Consider the following 16,120-nt stretch of genomic DNA (forward strand, 5'->3'; position numbering starts at 1 on the left):
TAGTATAGCCACATACCCTTGAAGTACGTGGCCTACCACTAACCAATGGACAGTTTTGTTGAGAGTTGATGGCTTTGTCCGGGTTGCAGTTCTTTACCTTGCTCTAGGCTTGATGCGTGAAGGCTAGACTCGATACACATCATAGTAAGGTAGCCATAGTCGGCCATATCGTTTAAATCGGCCGAACCTTGTCGCCAAGGGTTCCAAAGTACGGCAGAATTATGCCCATGGTTTTCGATAACTAGCTTTCTGTTGTAACCAGCATCTTTGAGACAAAGTTGTTTGTCTGGGTGAAGATACACCCTATCAATGGTATTTGTTAGCTGTAATGGATCATGACCTGAACAGAGAGTCTGATTTTGCAGGTTATCCATATACTCAGAACCGGCCCCTGTGATTATGGCATCGCGAATATCGCTCACATTAAGATAGCTGTGAAGAGCAGCTGAAAATCTCCATGGCTTTATATCGGTATTGGTGATATCCAAACTGATCTCCAGCTCGTCACCTACCTCAATAATAAGTCGTGCGTCAAATTGAAAGGGCCATACTTCCAGACTTTTATCTGAGGGGCTTAACTCAAGCTCTATAATTACTCCATGGTCATTTTCTCTATACTGTATTAGTGACCACTCGCTCGTTCGTGCAAAGCCATGAGCAGGAGTAGCAATGCGACCAAACCATGGCCAACATACAGGGACCCCTCCACGAAGCGCAGCTTTACCATCAAAGACCGCTTTTTCACTCATCCAGATGAGGTCTTTTTGCCCCGCAGGTTTATAGGAAACGAGGTGTCCACCATGTAGTGCGATACCAGCCGTCGCTTTGTCATGGATAATACGGATGAGTTTTACTTGGTCAACTTCGACGATAGAGATGCTGTTAGATAATACGGTTAAAGGTGGAAGAGTGTTTAAATCCATGTCTAGGGTTCCTCAGCCAGAGCGGATGGAGGGTATGTTACTGATTGTTATATTATTTATGCATGCTTTGCTTTAAATGCAAAAAGGCGACTCAGTGGCCGCCCTTTGTCATAAAGCTATACAATAACCGAGTTACTTAGAGATATGAGCGATTAGGTCTAGAACTTTGTTTGAGTAACCGATTTCGTTGTCGTACCAAGATACAACTTTAACGAAGTTATCAGTTAGAGCGATACCAGCTTTAGCATCGAATACTGAAGTTTGAACTTCGCCGATGAAGTCTTGAGAAACAACTTGGTCTTCAGTGTAACCTAGAACACCTTTAAGCTCGCCTTCAGAGGCTTCTTTCATTGCTGCACAGATAGCTTCGTAAGATGCGCCTTCTTTTAGGTTAACAGTTAGGTCAACTACAGAAACATTAGCAGTTGGTACACGGAAAGCCATACCAGTTAGTTTGCCGTTTAGTTCTGGAAGAACAACGCCTACAGCTTTAGCAGCACCAGTTGAAGATGGGATGATGTTCTGAGAAGCACCACGGCCACCGCGCCAGTCTTTAGCAGAAGGACCATCGACAGTTTTTTGAGTTGCTGTAGTAGCGTGAACTGTAGTCATAAGACCAGATTCGATACCGAACTTGTCATTAAGAACTTTAGCGATAGGCGCTAGACAGTTAGTTGTGCAAGAAGCGTTAGAAACGATGTCTTGACCAGCGTAAGTGCCGTCGTTAACACCCATTACGAACATTGGAGTTGCGTCTTTTGAAGGACCAGTTAGAACTACCTTTTTTGCACCAGCAGTAATGTGCTGACGTGCAGTTTCGTCAGTTAGGAAGATACCAGTCGCTTCAGCTACAACATCAACACCGATTTCGTCCCACTTAAGGTCAGTTGGGTTACGCTCAGCAGTAACACGTACAGTCTTACCGTTAACGATTAGGTTACCACCTTCAACTTCAACAGTACCGTTGAAACGGCCGTGAGTTGAATCGTACTTAAGCATGTACGCCATGTATTCTACATCGATTAGGTCGTTGATTCCCACAACTTCGATGTCGTTGCGCTCTTGTGCTGCACGAAATACGAAACGACCGATACGGCCAAAACCGTTAATACCTACTTTGATAGTCATTATAGTTGCTCCACAACTTAATTTCTGATTAAAGATAACTGGTAGTAAAATTACAGAATCCAGTCAAAATCTGCAACAGATAATCGGACTTAACTTGTTTAAAGTCAAAAAAAAGCGTCGCTTTTTTTCATAACAAGTATTATTTGACTATCTTTTGAGCGGATTGTGGGTTTTTTTCTTAACCAGTTGACATAAGATAGCTTGGATGCGTTCATTGATGGTGAGTGTCTAACCATCCTTTCACGGATTTAAAGTATGTGCTACAAACACTCACTAGCGCAAGTTTTTACAACGATAAAGTCAACGAGTTGAATCCTTTTTCGAGGGAGAAATAAAATTGGAACAGGCAAAAGAAAAAATTAACAAGTCCGATGAATACTGGCGTGACAGGTTGTCTGATGAAGAATATCGAGTATGCCGCATGCAAGGTACTGAGGCACCTTTCTCCGGCAAATTGCTGCATAATAAAGACACAGGGGTATATCAGTGTACCTGCTGCGACAGTGCCCTATTTCAGTCTGATAATAAGTATGACACTGGGTGTGGCTGGCCAAGTTTCGATGCGCCGATTAACGACCAAGCCATTCGCTATATAGAAGATCTGAGTCACGGAATGGTAAGGACAGAAATTCGTTGTGCAGTATGTGATAGCCATTTGGGGCATGTTTTCCCTGATGGACCTGCTACGACAGGTGAGCGATTTTGTGTGAACTCAGTGTCGTTAATTTTCAACAAATCAGAACAAAGCGGTGAATAAATCACCGCTACTTGTTCCATTCTTTCAGTTGAACTTAGGCATCATACTGCGTTTGTATTTGCCACTATCAAGCGCACTTTTGATATCATCTGCAATGTCATCAAGCTGCTCATATTTATCTTCACTAAACCCATAGAGTAATTTCATCTCTTGTGTTGAGGCGATAACAGGGACTTCAAACGCACTGGCAACCATAGCCCATACGTAGGCCTGCTCTTTTTGATTTAGCTGGTAATTGATACTGGCAAGTGATTTGAATATATCAGTATTGAGATTATCACCATCGCTAAGTTCAAGAGATTTGTTGAGCAGTTTGACGGTTTTTTCTAGGTCGCGACTGGTGTAGAAAGTCGCAAGGGCATACTGCATTTCGGCTGTTTCTAATGAAGGCTTTCCTTCGAGTTGTAGGAAGCTTCTACGTGCACTTTCATCACCGGTTTGACTCCACAAGAAATATAATGCATCAGGAGAAGAGGACTTTCTAATCTCTTCTACCAGTGTTTCGAGGTCTTCACCTGCATTGACCAGAGCGTTGAAGCGCTTTCTTCTCAAATCTGCTTGATCTATGGTCTGAATCTGTGAGGCGAGCTCTATGCATTTCTTATACTCTGCGGTTAAGGCATACTCTTTGATTAACATCACATCTGATGGGTCTTTGAATGAATCGTATCGATGCCAGATGAGCTTAGTACGGGGAAGTTTGCACTGACCGTCGTTTTGATTCATTCTCTCACATCGAAGTTTTGGGTTGTCTTTACACAGCTGGTCGGTATTTCTTCTATTTTCGAAACATCCAGTGACAGCAGCAGCTAGAACAACTATTACGAATAATTTTAATGGCTTCATATTTATAATTGCTTGTGATCCGTTACACTTATTTCAGCACGTAATCTTGACTCAGATCGCTTGCTGGTTATGTTTTTCTCATATTAGTTACAACTTAAGGATAGACCATGGACGCAGAGCAGTTAGTTAATGCGATTACACCTGAAGCATACGAGCGTCTTTTGTATGCTGTCGAAACAGGTAAATGGCCTGAGGGTACACCACTTTCTCAGCAGCAACGAGACTCATGTATGCAAGCTGTGATGTTATATCAGTCAAAGCACAACTCAGAAGCTCAGCATATGACAGTGTCCAAAGGTGGTGAGGTGAGTTTCAAATCAAAGTCTGAGCTAAAAAAACAATTTGCTGATGATCAAGATGACATTTTGAGGGTTAACCCTAATCAAGCCTAGCATTCGCTCTTGTGTGATAGAAGGCCCTTCGCCTTCTATCTGAGGAGATTTCTTGTTATTGATAATTAACCGCAGCACTTTTTGTATTTTTTACCGCTACCACAGGTACAGGGGTCATTTCGGCCTATTTTGCTATTAGCCGATTTATCTAATGAAGGGCTGGTAGGGAAAGTACCATCAATGTAATACCAGAGACCATTTTCTCTTATAAAGCGTGAGCGCTCTTCAAGGCAGTGTTTGATGCCTTGCTCTTTAAAGTAAGCTTTAAAGGTAACGAACCCTTCTTGGGAATGGGTTCCATCTTCGACCTTGACGACGTCGAGCTCACACCATTCACTTTCCACCGATTGTTGAATAGCCTCTCTTTGCATTTGTGCTTCGCAACTTGGGTGATAGGTTTCGACAACATAATCGACCAAGTGTTTAACATGAGCACTGTAGCGAGAACGCATCAGCTGTTCTGGCGTTTTGGCCTTAGCATGATCCTTATGAATAGGTTCACAGCAATTGGCATAGTCTTTATTTGCGCCGCAGGGACAAGTATCCATGTTAGCTCCGGAATTATCGACATGGTGTAGACAAAAGGACTTATGTCTGGGGTTATGGATTAAAGGGTCTTTGCTCAAGAGCATAACCTTCTTTGTTAAAGACGAGCACCGAGCCTTGAGTGTACCAATCACCAAGGACGATTCGGGTTCTCTTGTTTTCTTTGGTGCCGAACTTATGGACATTCGGTCTATGGGTATGTCCATGAATCATCAGTTCGACTTGGTACCTGTCTAGTACAGACTCGACTTCAGATTGGGTTACATCCATGATTTCTAATGGTTTGTGCTGTTTGTCTGAGCGAATATCAGTTTGCACTTTTTTGACAATCTTTTTTTTGACAAACATCGGAATGCGATTGAATACCCATTGTAGCCAAGGTTTATGCACTGTATCGCGAAATTTGAGATACTGTATATCTCGGGTGCACAATGTATCCCCATGTAATATAACGGCTTTCGTACCATAGAGATCAATGACTGTCTCATCTCCCAGAAGTGAAACCCCTGTATCAGCCGCAAAGCGTTTACCGACAAGAAAATCTCGATTGCCTTGTGTGAAATAGCAATCCACTCCAGTGGATGTAAGCCGTTTGAACTCCTGACGAATTTGATTGGCAAACTCTGAGCGGTCGTCATCACTGATCCAGAAATCAAACAAGTCACCTAAAACGTATAGGGTATCGGCGTGAACGGCTTCCTCACGCATAAAGCGAACGAAACAATCGGTAATTTCAGGTAGAGATGGAGAAAGGTGAAGATCGGAAATAAATAATGTGGTCATAGTTATTCGTTAACCAGAATAGGTACAGAGGGAGAGCCATACACTCTCCCTCATCGTGTTTATTCTTCGATAGTCGTGCCAGTGATCAACACATCATCAAGCGGCACGTCTTGGTGCATGCCATAAGAGCCCGTGCTGACTTCTTTAATCTTGTTAACGATGTCCATACCTTCAGTTACTTCAGCAAAAACGCAGTAACCCCAACCGTCCATGCTTTCACTACGAAAATCTAAGAAGGTATTGTTATTAACATTAATGAAAAATTGAGAACTTGCTGAATGTGGTTCCATAGTACGAGCCATCGCTAGGGTGCCCACTTTATTGCTTAAGCCATTATTAGCTTCGTTTTTAATCGGATCACGAGTTTCTTTTTCACGTAGGCCTGACTCCATACCACCACCTTGGATCATGAAACCATCAATAACACGGTGAAAGAGTGTGTTGTCATAAAAACCATCACGGCAGTATTGCAAAAAGTTAGCACAGGTTTCAGGTGCTTTGTCTTCGTTTAGTTCAACTTTAATGTCACCAAAATTAGTGTGAAGGGTGATCATGATGATGTCCTTAGTTTTCATTTTTGACTTAAAGTCTGAATTCTATATGAAGTTTCACTAATTTTGTATGTGAATAATGGAGGTATTAGAGGATTAGTGGCTTTAATCGTACTTTTTTCAACATTTGAGGGATGATCTCTAAGCATGCATATTGTTATACTGAGGCACTATTTCATATTCACAATAATTAGATAGAGATCATGCTAAAGATATACAACACACTCACGAGACAAAAAGAGGAATTTACACCAATTAATGCCAACAAAATTGGTATGTATGTCTGTGGAGTCACCATCTATGATCTCTGTCATATTGGTCACGGTCGGACTTTTGTCTCTTTTGACGTAGTGTCTCGCTACTTGCGTTATCTTGGTTATGATTTGACGTTTGTCCGCAACATTACAGACATTGATGACAAGATCATTAAGCGCGCGAATGAAAACGGTGAGAGCTGCGAATCGCTGACCGAGCGCCTAATTGGCGAAATGCATGCAGATTTTGATGCGCTCAATATGAAACGCCCAGACATTGAGCCGCGCGCAACAGAGTATATTGACGAAATCATTGCATTGGTTGAAAAGCTAATTCAGCGCGGGTTTGCTTATGTGGCTGACAACGGCGATGTTATGTTTGAAGTCGCGAAATTCGATGAGTACGGTAAGCTGTCAAAACAAGATTTAGATCAGCTACAAGCTGGTGCTCGGGTCGATGTAGAAACAGCTAAACGTAGCCCACTTGATTTTGTGGTTTGGAAAATGTCAAAGCCAGGTGAGCCAACTTGGGAATCGCCTTGGGGGGCGGGGCGTCCTGGCTGGCATATTGAGTGTTCCGCGATGAACTCTTCTATTCTTGGTAATCACTTTGATATTCATGGTGGAGGCTCTGATCTCCAGTTCCCGCACCACGAAAATGAGATTGCACAGTCATGCTGTGCGCATGACACTCAATATGTTAACACTTGGATGCACAGTGGCATGGTGATGGTCGACAAAGAAAAGATGTCGAAATCACTTGGTAACTTCTTCACGATTCGTGATGTGCTGGGTCATTATGATGCAGAGACTGTGCGTTACTTTTTGATGTCAGGACACTATCGTAGTCAACTTAATTACAGCGAAGAAAACCTAAATCAAGCAAGAGCTTCTTTGGAGCGCCTGTATACCTCTTTGCGTGGTTTGGACTTAACAGTGCCATCCGCTGGTGGTGAGGAATATGTTAAGCGTTACACAGAGGCTATGAATGATGATTTCAATACGCCAGAAGCATACTCAGTGTTGTTTGATATGGCGCGTGATATCAACCGAATAAAAAATGATAATCTCGAGCAGGCGAGTGCCTTGGGTTCATTGATGAGAGAGCTTGCCGATATTATTGGTATCTTACATCAAGAGCCGGAAGCCTTCTTAAAAGGGCAGGCTGGTGATGATAGTGAAGTCACCGAAATTGAGGCGCTTATTAAGCTGCGTAATGACTCACGAGCAGCAAAAGATTGGGCGAATGCAGATCTTGCTCGTGACAAGCTAACGGCTATGGGGATTGTGCTCGAAGATGGCGCCTCAGGCACAACGTGGCGCCGTAAATAGCGAATATTTTTTAGGGCTGTTGATTCAGCCCTTTTTCTTTCTATCCACAAGTTTAGGGTAATCAACCAGTGGCTCAGATGTATTTCTACTACTCGGCAATGAATGCGGGTAAATCCACCACACTTCTTCAATCATCATTTAACTATCAAGAGCGAGGTATGACTCCTCTTATATATACAGCGGCTTTGGATGACAGATATGGAACTGGTAAAGTGAGCTCGCGTATAGGTTTGCAGTCTGACGCGCAACTGTTTCGAAGTGATACGAATCTCTATCAAGAAATTGCTGCTCTAGATGAGGTTCAGAAGCGCCATTGTATCCTCGTTGATGAGTGTCAGTTTTTGTCTAAACAGCAGGTCTATCAGCTAACAGAAGTGGTTGATAAACTGAATATACCAGTGCTTTGTTATGGTTTGAGAACAGACTTTTTGGGGGAATTGTTTGAAGGCAGTAAGTATTTGTTGTCATGGGCTGATAAGTTGATTGAACTCAAAACCATTTGCCACTGTGGTCGTAAAGCTAATATGGTTATTCGAACAGATGAAAATGGAAATGCGATAGCACAGGGTGATCAAGTTGCTATCGGTGGCAATGATAGATATGTCTCTGTATGCAGGCAGCATTACAAAGAAGCTTTGGGGAAATAACCAAGTATTAAATACAACAAAAAACGGAGCACTAGGCTCCGTTTTTTGTTGTATTCGATAATCTGAGATTAACGAGCACGGAAGACGACACGGCCTTTTGATAGGTCGTAAGGAGTCATCTCAACAGTAACTTTATCACCAGTAAGGATACGGATGTAGTTTTTACGCATTTTACCGGAGATGTGAGCTGTAACTACGTGACCGTTTTCTAGCTCAACACGGAACATTGTGTTTGGAAGAGTATCAAGGACAGTGCCTTGCATCTCAATAACGTCTTCTTTAGCCATTTAATCCTCTTTTAGAAATGGATAATTTCCGCTAGCACTATGCCAACTAAAATGAAATCAATAAATTTGGGACGTATTCTACCCTTGCCAACGCTGATTTACTAGCCTTTGATTGCGTTGAAAACGGACTTTATAATTCATTGCGGGGCATTCGTCGATTTGATAGCCAAGATAGAGCCATTGTTTTCCTTGCTGCTGGCAGTCTTTTATTTGAAACAATACTGCTAGCGTTCCTAGGGACAATGGGAAGTGAGGGTCGAAAAAGGTGTAAAAAGCACTGACGGAATTGGATAAAATATCGGTGACCGCCACTGCAATTAACTTATCTTGATCGTAGACATGTAAATATTGTGTATTCAGCCATTTACAGTGAGAAAAGTGAACAAATTCATTTTGTTTTGGTGGATACATGGTTCCACCTTTGTGACGCGCTTCAATGTAGCTCGAATACAATTCAAACCAGCCAGGTATCATTTCATCTCTTAATTCCCATGAAAGATGCTTGGCTTTGTTTAGTAGCCGCTTTTGACTTTTTGACAGTTCAATATCTGGTACAGATAATCTGATGGGCTGACATGCTTGGCATTGGTCGCAATGTGGTTTGTAGATGGTGTCGCCACTACGACGAAAACCATTGGCCAGCAGGACTTCATAACCTGAAGCAGTATGCATGGTTGGATCGAGAGCGACTGCCACGCGTTCTTGTTTGTCGGCAAGGTAGCTGCACTGATGACTATCGGTTAATCCTATACGAATCTGTTGCAGGTCAGAACTCATGGATTCTCCTCTGAAGACAACTTAATCCACTGCGGCTTAAAACTGCTCGCAACAAGCTTTTCCTGTCTTAATGATAGCAGGCTTTGTATAAATTCTTTTCGCTCTAACTCCATTGCTCCGAGAGATTTGAGGTGTTTGTTCATTACCTGGCAATCGATAAGTTTTCCTCGCATTGCCGTAAAATGTTGACAAAAATACCAAAGCGCAATTTTTGAAGCGTTAGTCTTGAGGCTAAACATGGACTCCCCACAAAAAACCTGCCCGATGGAAATACCGTATAATCCGCCGATTATTTTTTTGTTCTGCCACACTTCTACAGAATGACAATGGCCCATGTTAGCTAGCGTTTTATAAGCGATCTGCATGTTATTGGTTAACCATGTCTCATCTGATGAGCGCGTGGAAGCACATTGCTCAATGACAGTTTCTGTTGCCATATTGATGCTGACTTGGTATTCATGCTTTCTTTGAAATTTTTTAAGACTTTTAGAAGGTTTGAATGTCTTAGGATCAAAGACAGCTCGGGGTGATGGACTCCACCATAGTATTGGGTCATCTTCGCTATACCATGGGAAAATGCCATTTTGATAGGCTAAAAGTAAACGATCAGGAGTCAAATCTCCGCCATAAGCGAGGAGACCGTTAGGATCGTGAAGCGCTTCGTATGGGGAGGGGAACCAGAGGTTATCACTATCGAGCTCAGTTAGATAAATGGCCATAATATAGGAGAATTATGATGAGAAAATGGCTTTTGATTTTATTCATTTTACCACTCTTTGCCAATGCAGCTTATGAGAGAAATAAAGCTAGACCAGTTAACGAGGTTGTCTTTGGAAGTATAGACTCTGTGCGATATTTAACGCAGCAGGATGTCGTAAAAGCAGAATCGTCAGGTTGGGAGACTTTGCTAGGAGCTGTTGTCGGAGGGGTTGTTGGTAACCAATTCGGTGGTGGAACGGGTAAGCAGGTGGCGACAGCAGTTGGAGCCGTTGCTGGCGCAGGAGTCGCACATAATCTTGCAAATCAAGAATATAAAGTCGAATACAAGTTGGTTGAACTACTGATTAAAACTGACAAAGGTAAGCTTATTGATGTTATTCAAGATGTCGACAATAGCATGCTGTTTGAGCGTGGTGATAAGGTACGCATACTGTATTTTGATAATGGAGTGCGGGTAGACAAAGAGTATTGATAAGCTCACAGTTAACTCGTGAAACCAAAAAAATATCGACATTAATTGTGACTCTGGTCTGGTTTTAGGTGGCAATTTTAGTTACGCTCCCGTTAATAACAATTTTCAGTGCTTGCTTAATCAAGGAATATCAGAATTAAATGGAAAGCCTCACGTTACAACCCATCAGTAAAGTTCATGGCGAAGTGAACTTGCCAGGTTCAAAAAGTGTTTCAAATCGGGCATTACTGCTTGCCGCTCTAGCGCAAGGGACGACTCGGTTGACTAACCTTCTCGATAGCGACGATATTCGTCACATGTTGAATGCGCTGACCAAACTCGGGGTGAATTACACGCTCTCGCAAGATAAAACAGTTTGCGAAGTTGAGGGACGAGGTAGGCCATTTGATTCCCAAGACGCGTTAGAGCTCTTTCTCGGCAATGCGGGAACGGCAATGCGCCCACTGGCGGCGGCTCTTTGTTTGGGGACCGGCGACTATGTTTTAACAGGCGAGCCACGCATGAAGGAAAGGCCTATTGGTCATTTGGTGCAAGCGCTTCGACAAGCCGGTGCAAGCGTAGAATATTTAGAGAACGACGATTATCCTCCGCTAAAGATCACAGGAACTGGCCTGAAAGGTGGAGTGATTGAAATCGATGGGTCTATATCAAGCCAATTTCTAACTGCATTTTTGATGTCTGCACCTATGGCGAAAGAAGATGTCACCATTAAGATTATCGGTGACTTGGTATCCAAACCCTATATCGATATTACCTTACATATCATGTCACAGTTTGGTGTGAAGGTAGAAAACCATAGCTATCAAGAGTTTGTTATTCGCCATGGGCAATCTTACATTTCTCCTGGTGACTTTCTTGTCGAGGGTGATGCTTCGTCGGCTTCTTACTTTCTAGCTGCTGCAGCAATTAAGGGGGGAGAAATAAAAGTCACGGGTATTGGCCGTAATAGCATTCAAGGTGATATTCAGTTTGCGGATGCATTAGAAAAAATGGGAGCAGACATCGAGTGGGGTGATGATTATGTCATCTCTCGAGTAGGCAAGCTTAAAGCCATTGATATGGATTTTAACCATATTCCAGATGCCGCTATGACCATTGCAACCACGGCTTTGTTTGCTGAAGGGACAACGGCAATTCGTAACGTTTATAACTGGCGAGTAAAGGAAACGGATCGTCTAGCTGCTATGGCGACAGAATTGCGCAAAGTTGGGGCAGAAGTTGATGAGGGCGAAGACTATATTGTAGTCACTCCCCCCAGTCAGCTTATCCACGCAAAAATTGATACCTATGATGACCATAGAATGGCCATGTGCTTTTCTCTCGTGGCTTTGAGTGATACGCCTGTTACGATTAATGATCCGAAATGTACCTCAAAAACGTTTCCGGATTATTTTGACAAGCTTTCTTCACTAGGCGTTTAAAACATCAGCCCCAATGGCAATTTGGGGCTGAATAAAATCGGTTACTTTACCTTAGTTCCTTGGAGCTATCACCGTGTATGGTAACCACAATGCTGCAAGAATCTAGCTTTGTTTCAACGTAAATTGATTAGATAAGTGAAGCGTAAGGTATTTCAGTACATTGAAAGCTGATGGCGTTTTGTGGGTGGGTAACCCATTTGTATCGAGAAAACAGTGACCTTTGAAAATGAGAACACCGTCTTTTTCTTCAACCTCATCAGCTGTCATGCCGACAATATAATCGCTGTGCTCTTGAATTAGGTGGTTGGCAATCAATAAAAGTTCGAATTTTGAAATGACTTTTCTCTGGTTCATCTATTATTACTCATGCTCTATTGCTTATATAGATAGAGGCGAGTCTATAAGAAGTCGCATTTCTACCCTTTGAGGTAGATCAACCAAAGCGAATAGTGCAATGGCTCTTATTTTGTGAGCGGTGACAAAATTTTCTCGCTTGTATTAGCAGAAGTATCCTAGCCACGGCTAGTATGTGGAGCCTTTTGAAGAGGTGAGTTGTGATTCGATGAATTGTCGACCACTTAGCAGTGAATTTAAAAAAAGAGATTGATCTTCTGGATTTCTCACTCGATAGTAAAAAAGAAGTAACATTTTAAGTATGCCGTGCGTTATAAGGCCGGGTCATATAAAGGACACTTGAGTCAATATGGGTAAGTCACTCGTTATTGTGGAGTCGCCAGCTAAGGCTAAAACCATCAATAAGTATTTAGGTAAGGACTTTATTGTAAAGTCCAGCGTAGGTCATGTGCGAGACCTACCTACGGCTGGTCAAAGTACTGGCCAAAAAGCAGCGGCCATCTCTACTAAAGGTTTGAGCGTGGAAGAAAAAGCTCGAATCAAGAAAGAGAAAGATCGTAAGGCTCTGATTAAAAAAATGGGTATTGACCCGTTTAACGGCTGGGAGCCTAACTATCAGATCTTACCTGGAAAAGAGAAGGTCGTCGCTGAGTTACAAAAACTAGCTAAGGATGCAGACAGTGTTTATCTCGCAACCGATTTGGACCGCGAAGGAGAAGCCATCGCTTGGCACCTTCGTGAGATCATCGGTGGTGATGAAGAGCGATATAAACGAGTAGTTTTTAACGAAATCACTAAAAACGCGATTCAGCAGGCTTTTGAAACACCTGGTGAGCTGAATATGGATGGCGTAAATGCTCAGCAAGCTCGCCGATTCATGGACCGTGTTGTTGGGTTTATGGTATCGCCGCTACTATGGAAAAAAGTGGCACGCGGTCTTTCTGCTGGTCGGGTCCAATCCGTCGCTGTTAAGCTACTTGTTGAGCGTGAAAGAGAAATTAATGCCTTTATCCCAGAAGAGTTCTGGGACATTCACGCAGATACTAAAACGACGGATAAGTCAGACTTCCGTCTTCAAGTAGCGCAAAAAGGTGGTGTAGCATTTAAGCCAGAAAATGAGGCGCAAGCTCAGTCAGCGATTGCTGTATTAGAAAATGCAGCTTACGAGGTATGTAAGCGAGAAGACAGACCTACATCAAGTAAGCCTTCTGCCCCTTTCATTACCTCGACCTTGCAACAAGCAGCGAGTACCCGTCTTGGCTATGGTGTTAAAAAAACCATGATGCTGGCTCAGCGCTTGTATGAAGCTGGTTATATTACCTATATGCGAACTGACTCGACAAATTTAAGCTCTGAGGCAGTCGAAGCCGCTCGCCAGTTTATTACAGACGAATTTGGTGAGCCCTACTTGCCTGCTAAGCCGAATGTTTACGGAAGTAAGCAGGGAGCTCAAGAAGCACACGAAGCAATACGTCCTTCAGATGTATCGGTTAAAGCCGATGACCTTTCTGGAATGGAGGCAGATGCCCACAAACTCTACTCCCTAATATGGAATCAGTTTGTCGCTTGTCAAATGACGCCAGCTAAATATGATTCTACAACAGTCAGTGTTAAAGCCGCCGAGTATACTTTAAAAGCAAAGGGTAGAATTCTAAAGTTTGATGGATGGACACGTGTTCAGCGCCCACTTGGGAAAAATGAAGATCAAATCCTTCCTCCGGTGCAAGTTGGTGATAAAGTTGATTTGGTGAGTTTAGATCCCAAGCAACATTTTACCAAACCGCCAGCAAGATTTACTGAAGCTGCGTTAGTTAAAGAGCTTGAGAAACGAGGTATCGGTCGACCATCAACATACGCATCCATCATATCTACCATTCAGGACCGTGGATATGTGAAAGTAGATCAGCGTCGATTTTATGCTGAAAAAATGGGTGAGATTGTTACCGATCGTTTAGATGATAGCTTCCATGAATTGATGAACTACGAGTTTACTTCTCGTATGGAAGAAAAGCTTGATCAAATCGCAGATGGAGAAGCCAACTGGAAGAAAGTCTTAGACAACTTTTTCGGTGATTTTACTGGTGATTTGGAAAAAGCAGAGTTGGATGAACAAGATGGCGGTATGAGGCCGAACCACATTGTTTACACTGATATTGAATGTCCAACCTGTTCTCGAGAAATGGGAATCCGAACTGCTTCAACGGGTGTGTTTTTAGGCTGTTCAGGCTATGCACTGCCACCTAAAGAGCGCTGTAAAACGACAATAAACTTAGGTGATGAAGAAGGTATCATCAACGTACTTGAAGAAGACGTTGAGACAGCTGCACTGCGTGCTAAAAAACGTTGTCCCATCTGTGAGACAGCGATGGATGCCTACTTAATTGATGACAAGCGTAAGTTACATGTTTGTGGTAACAACCCAAATTGTGATGGCTATGTTGTAGAACATGGTGAGTTTACTGTAAAAGGTTACGATGGACCTGTAGTTGACTGCGATAAGTGTGGCAGCGATATGGTGCTGAAAAACGGGCGTTTTGGTAAGTACATGGATTGCACAAGTGAGTCATGCAAAAACACTCGTAAAATCCTTAAAAATGGTGAGGTAGCACCACCGAAAGAAGATCCAGTCCATTTTCCAGAGCTTCCATGTGAAAACTCCGATGCTTACTTTGTTCTAAGAGATGGTGCATCAGGGCTGTTTCTTGCTGCGAGTACTTTCCCTAAATCTCGTGAAACTCGCGCTCCACTAGTGGAGGAGTTAGTTAGGTTTAAAGATCGTATATCTCCTAAGTTTCATTACTTAACCACAGCTCCAGAGAAGGATCCTGACGGGCGTTCTATGGTGGTTCGATTCAGCCGTAAATCGAAGGAGAACTATGTGCGATCAGAGGTAGACGGTAAACCATCAGGGTATACGGCTTTGTTCGTCGATGGTAACTGGGAAATCACAGATAAGCGTAAAAAGTCAGCGAAGTAGCGCTAGACAAAATTTATGTATCAAAGCAGCCACATTATGTGGCTGCTTTTTTATTGCCACAAAGTGAGCACCCAAGGCTTTATGGCTAGAGGTGGATCATACTCTGTGCGGGAACGCTTGGGCTATTACATGTTTTGAATTGTAAATTTATGGAAATGGGGTAAGTTATAGTAAACAGGATGCATAATTCTGTAACTCTAAAACATTATGTAGTCGATTTGTATGAGTGTAAGCGCTTTTCATTTCATATGTTTGTGTGGTGACAGATTTGCAAGTTGGCAGATAGCGATAGGCTTTGGAATGGGTACTTTGCCAAAGTGTACACGTATGGAGACTATAGAATGGCTGGTGTGTTAGGAATGATCCTCGCGGGTGGAGAAGGCTCACGTCTTCGCCCATTGACAGAACCCCGCAGCAAGCCTGCAGTACCATTTGGTGGAAGTTACCGCCTTATTGATTTTGCACTGAATAACTTTGTTAATGCGGATTTAATGCGTATTTATGTATTAACGCAGTTCAAATCCCAATCTCTGTTTCATCATCTAAAAAAAGGCTGGAATATTAGTGGTATTACCGACCGGTTTATTGACCCTATTCCGGCCCAGATGAGAACAGGGAAACGTTGGTACGAAGGAACTGCTGATGCGATATACCAAAATCTACGTTTTATGGAGTTAGCTGAGCCTGAGCAAGTGTGTATTTTTGGTTCGGACCATATCTATAAAATGGATATCAAACAAGTTCTCGATTTCCATAAGCAAAAACATGCGTCATTAACAGTATCTGCACTTCGTGTCCCTCTCCCTGAAGCTTCGAGTTTCGGAGTGATTGAAATAGACGAGGACAATCGAATGATTGGATTCGAAGAAAAACCAACCCACCCTAAGCCGATTCCCGGGGATCCAGAGCATGCGCTTGTTTCCATGGGTAATTATATATTTGAAGCTCAGCCC

At 42.8% G+C, this 16,120-nt stretch carries 18 protein-coding genes; 8 read left to right on the forward strand and 10 right to left on the reverse strand.

Translation table 11 applies throughout. From position 1 onward, the window contains the following. Positions 1–38: 38 nt before the first annotated feature. Positions 39–923, reverse strand: a complete 885-nt coding sequence (locus tag AAFM34_RS13765) for a D-hexose-6-phosphate mutarotase (protein ID WP_341663747.1) — start codon at positions 921–923, stop codon at positions 39–41. A gap of 132 nt (positions 924–1,055) precedes the next feature. Continuing rightward, positions 1,056–2,051 carry a type I glyceraldehyde-3-phosphate dehydrogenase gene (gene gap, locus AAFM34_RS13770; protein WP_341663749.1) on the reverse strand — a complete coding sequence of 332 codons (996 nt, stop codon included), beginning with the start codon at positions 2,049–2,051 and terminating at the stop codon, positions 1,056–1,058. A gap of 337 nt (positions 2,052–2,388) precedes the next feature. On the opposite strand from gap, the gene msrB reads away from it, so the two are divergent. Next, positions 2,389–2,808, forward strand: a complete 420-nt coding sequence (gene msrB / locus AAFM34_RS13775) for a peptide-methionine (R)-S-oxide reductase MsrB (RefSeq protein WP_341663751.1) — start codon at positions 2,389–2,391, stop codon at positions 2,806–2,808. Between the two features lie 24 nt (positions 2,809–2,832). Here msrB and AAFM34_RS13780 read toward each other — a convergent pair whose 3' ends face one another. Continuing rightward, positions 2,833–3,654, reverse strand: coding sequence for a DUF2989 domain-containing protein (locus AAFM34_RS13780; RefSeq protein ID WP_341663753.1), 822 nt, complete (start codon positions 3,652–3,654; stop codon positions 2,833–2,835). Between the two features lie 107 nt (positions 3,655–3,761). On the opposite strand from AAFM34_RS13780, the gene AAFM34_RS13785 reads away from it, so the two are divergent. Further along, complete coding sequence (locus AAFM34_RS13785; protein WP_341663755.1) at positions 3,762–4,046, forward strand: DUF1315 family protein; 285 nt, start codon at positions 3,762–3,764, stop codon at positions 4,044–4,046. 65 nt (positions 4,047–4,111) lie between these two features. On the opposite strand, the gene AAFM34_RS13790 is transcribed toward AAFM34_RS13785, so the two are convergent. Genes AAFM34_RS13790 through AAFM34_RS13800 form a run of 3 tightly spaced genes read right to left on the reverse strand, consistent with a single transcriptional unit; the run spans position 4,112 to position 5,929 of the window. Further along, on the reverse strand, positions 4,112–4,594 hold the full coding sequence (locus tag AAFM34_RS13790; protein ID WP_341663757.1) for a YchJ family protein: 483 nt from the start codon (positions 4,592–4,594) through the stop codon (positions 4,112–4,114). 52 nt (positions 4,595–4,646) lie between these two features. Continuing rightward, the gene (gene lpxH, locus AAFM34_RS13795; protein WP_341663759.1) at positions 4,647–5,375 is read right to left on the reverse strand and encodes a UDP-2,3-diacylglucosamine diphosphatase; all 729 of its coding nucleotides are present in this window, start codon (positions 5,373–5,375) and stop codon (positions 4,647–4,649) included. Positions 5,376–5,434: 59 nt separating this feature from the next. Beyond that, positions 5,435–5,929, reverse strand: coding sequence for a peptidylprolyl isomerase (locus AAFM34_RS13800; protein ID WP_341663761.1), 495 nt, complete (start codon positions 5,927–5,929; stop codon positions 5,435–5,437). 200 nt (positions 5,930–6,129) lie between these two features. Between AAFM34_RS13800 and cysS the strand changes: the two genes are divergently transcribed. Continuing rightward, the gene (gene cysS / locus AAFM34_RS13805; RefSeq protein WP_341663763.1) at positions 6,130–7,512 is read left to right on the forward strand and encodes a cysteine--tRNA ligase; all 1,383 of its coding nucleotides are present in this window, start codon (positions 6,130–6,132) and stop codon (positions 7,510–7,512) included. Positions 7,513–7,580: 68 nt separating this feature from the next. Continuing rightward, positions 7,581–8,159: a thymidine kinase gene (locus AAFM34_RS13810; RefSeq protein ID WP_341663765.1), complete on the forward strand. Its 579-nt coding sequence runs from the start codon at positions 7,581–7,583 to the stop codon at positions 8,157–8,159. Positions 8,160–8,227: 68 nt separating this feature from the next. Here the strand turns inward: AAFM34_RS13810 and infA are convergent, their stop codons facing one another. The 3 genes from infA to aat all read right to left on the reverse strand — a co-directional run bounded on the left by infA (position 8,228) and on the right by aat (position 9,942). Then, positions 8,228–8,446, reverse strand: coding sequence for a translation initiation factor IF-1 (gene infA / locus AAFM34_RS13815; RefSeq protein WP_341663767.1), 219 nt, complete (start codon positions 8,444–8,446; stop codon positions 8,228–8,230). Between the two features lie 78 nt (positions 8,447–8,524). Then, the gene (locus AAFM34_RS13820) at positions 8,525–9,223 is read right to left on the reverse strand and encodes an arginyltransferase (protein WP_341663769.1); all 699 of its coding nucleotides are present in this window, start codon (positions 9,221–9,223) and stop codon (positions 8,525–8,527) included. Further along, the gene (aat, locus tag AAFM34_RS13825) at positions 9,220–9,942 is read right to left on the reverse strand and encodes a leucyl/phenylalanyl-tRNA--protein transferase (protein WP_341663771.1); all 723 of its coding nucleotides are present in this window, start codon (positions 9,940–9,942) and stop codon (positions 9,220–9,222) included. Before aat ends, AAFM34_RS13820 begins: the two co-directional genes overlap by 4 nt. Before the next feature lie 17 nt (positions 9,943–9,959). Here aat and AAFM34_RS13830 point away from each other — a divergent pair, with 17 nt between their 5' ends. Together AAFM34_RS13830 and aroA are read left to right on the forward strand one after the other, a co-directional pair. After that, a complete protein-coding gene (locus AAFM34_RS13830; RefSeq protein WP_341663781.1) occupies positions 9,960–10,415 on the forward strand; it encodes a glycine zipper 2TM domain-containing protein in 456 nt (151 codons plus the stop codon). Positions 10,416–10,555: 140 nt separating this feature from the next. Then, entirely contained in the window at positions 10,556–11,836 is a 1,281-nt protein-coding gene (gene aroA / locus AAFM34_RS13835; RefSeq protein WP_341663773.1) for a 3-phosphoshikimate 1-carboxyvinyltransferase, read from the forward strand. Positions 11,837–11,938: 102 nt separating this feature from the next. On the opposite strand, the gene AAFM34_RS13840 is transcribed toward aroA, so the two are convergent. Beyond that, positions 11,939–12,190 (reverse strand): DUF2498 family protein, encoded by a 252-nt coding sequence (locus AAFM34_RS13840; RefSeq protein WP_341663775.1) that lies wholly within the window; start codon positions 12,188–12,190, stop codon positions 11,939–11,941. Positions 12,191–12,539: 349 nt separating this feature from the next. Between AAFM34_RS13840 and topA the strand changes: the two genes are divergently transcribed. Next, positions 12,540–15,167, forward strand: a complete 2,628-nt coding sequence (gene topA / locus AAFM34_RS13845) for a type I DNA topoisomerase (protein WP_341663777.1) — start codon at positions 12,540–12,542, stop codon at positions 15,165–15,167. A 341-nt stretch (positions 15,168–15,508) separates the two neighbouring features. Further along, on the forward strand, positions 15,509–16,120 hold a 612-nt coding region (locus AAFM34_RS13850), incomplete at its 3' end, for a sugar phosphate nucleotidyltransferase (RefSeq protein WP_341663779.1).

It is taken from the genome of Vibrio sp. (assembly GCF_038138445.1).
GTDB lineage: Bacteria > Pseudomonadota > Gammaproteobacteria > Enterobacterales > Vibrionaceae > Vibrio.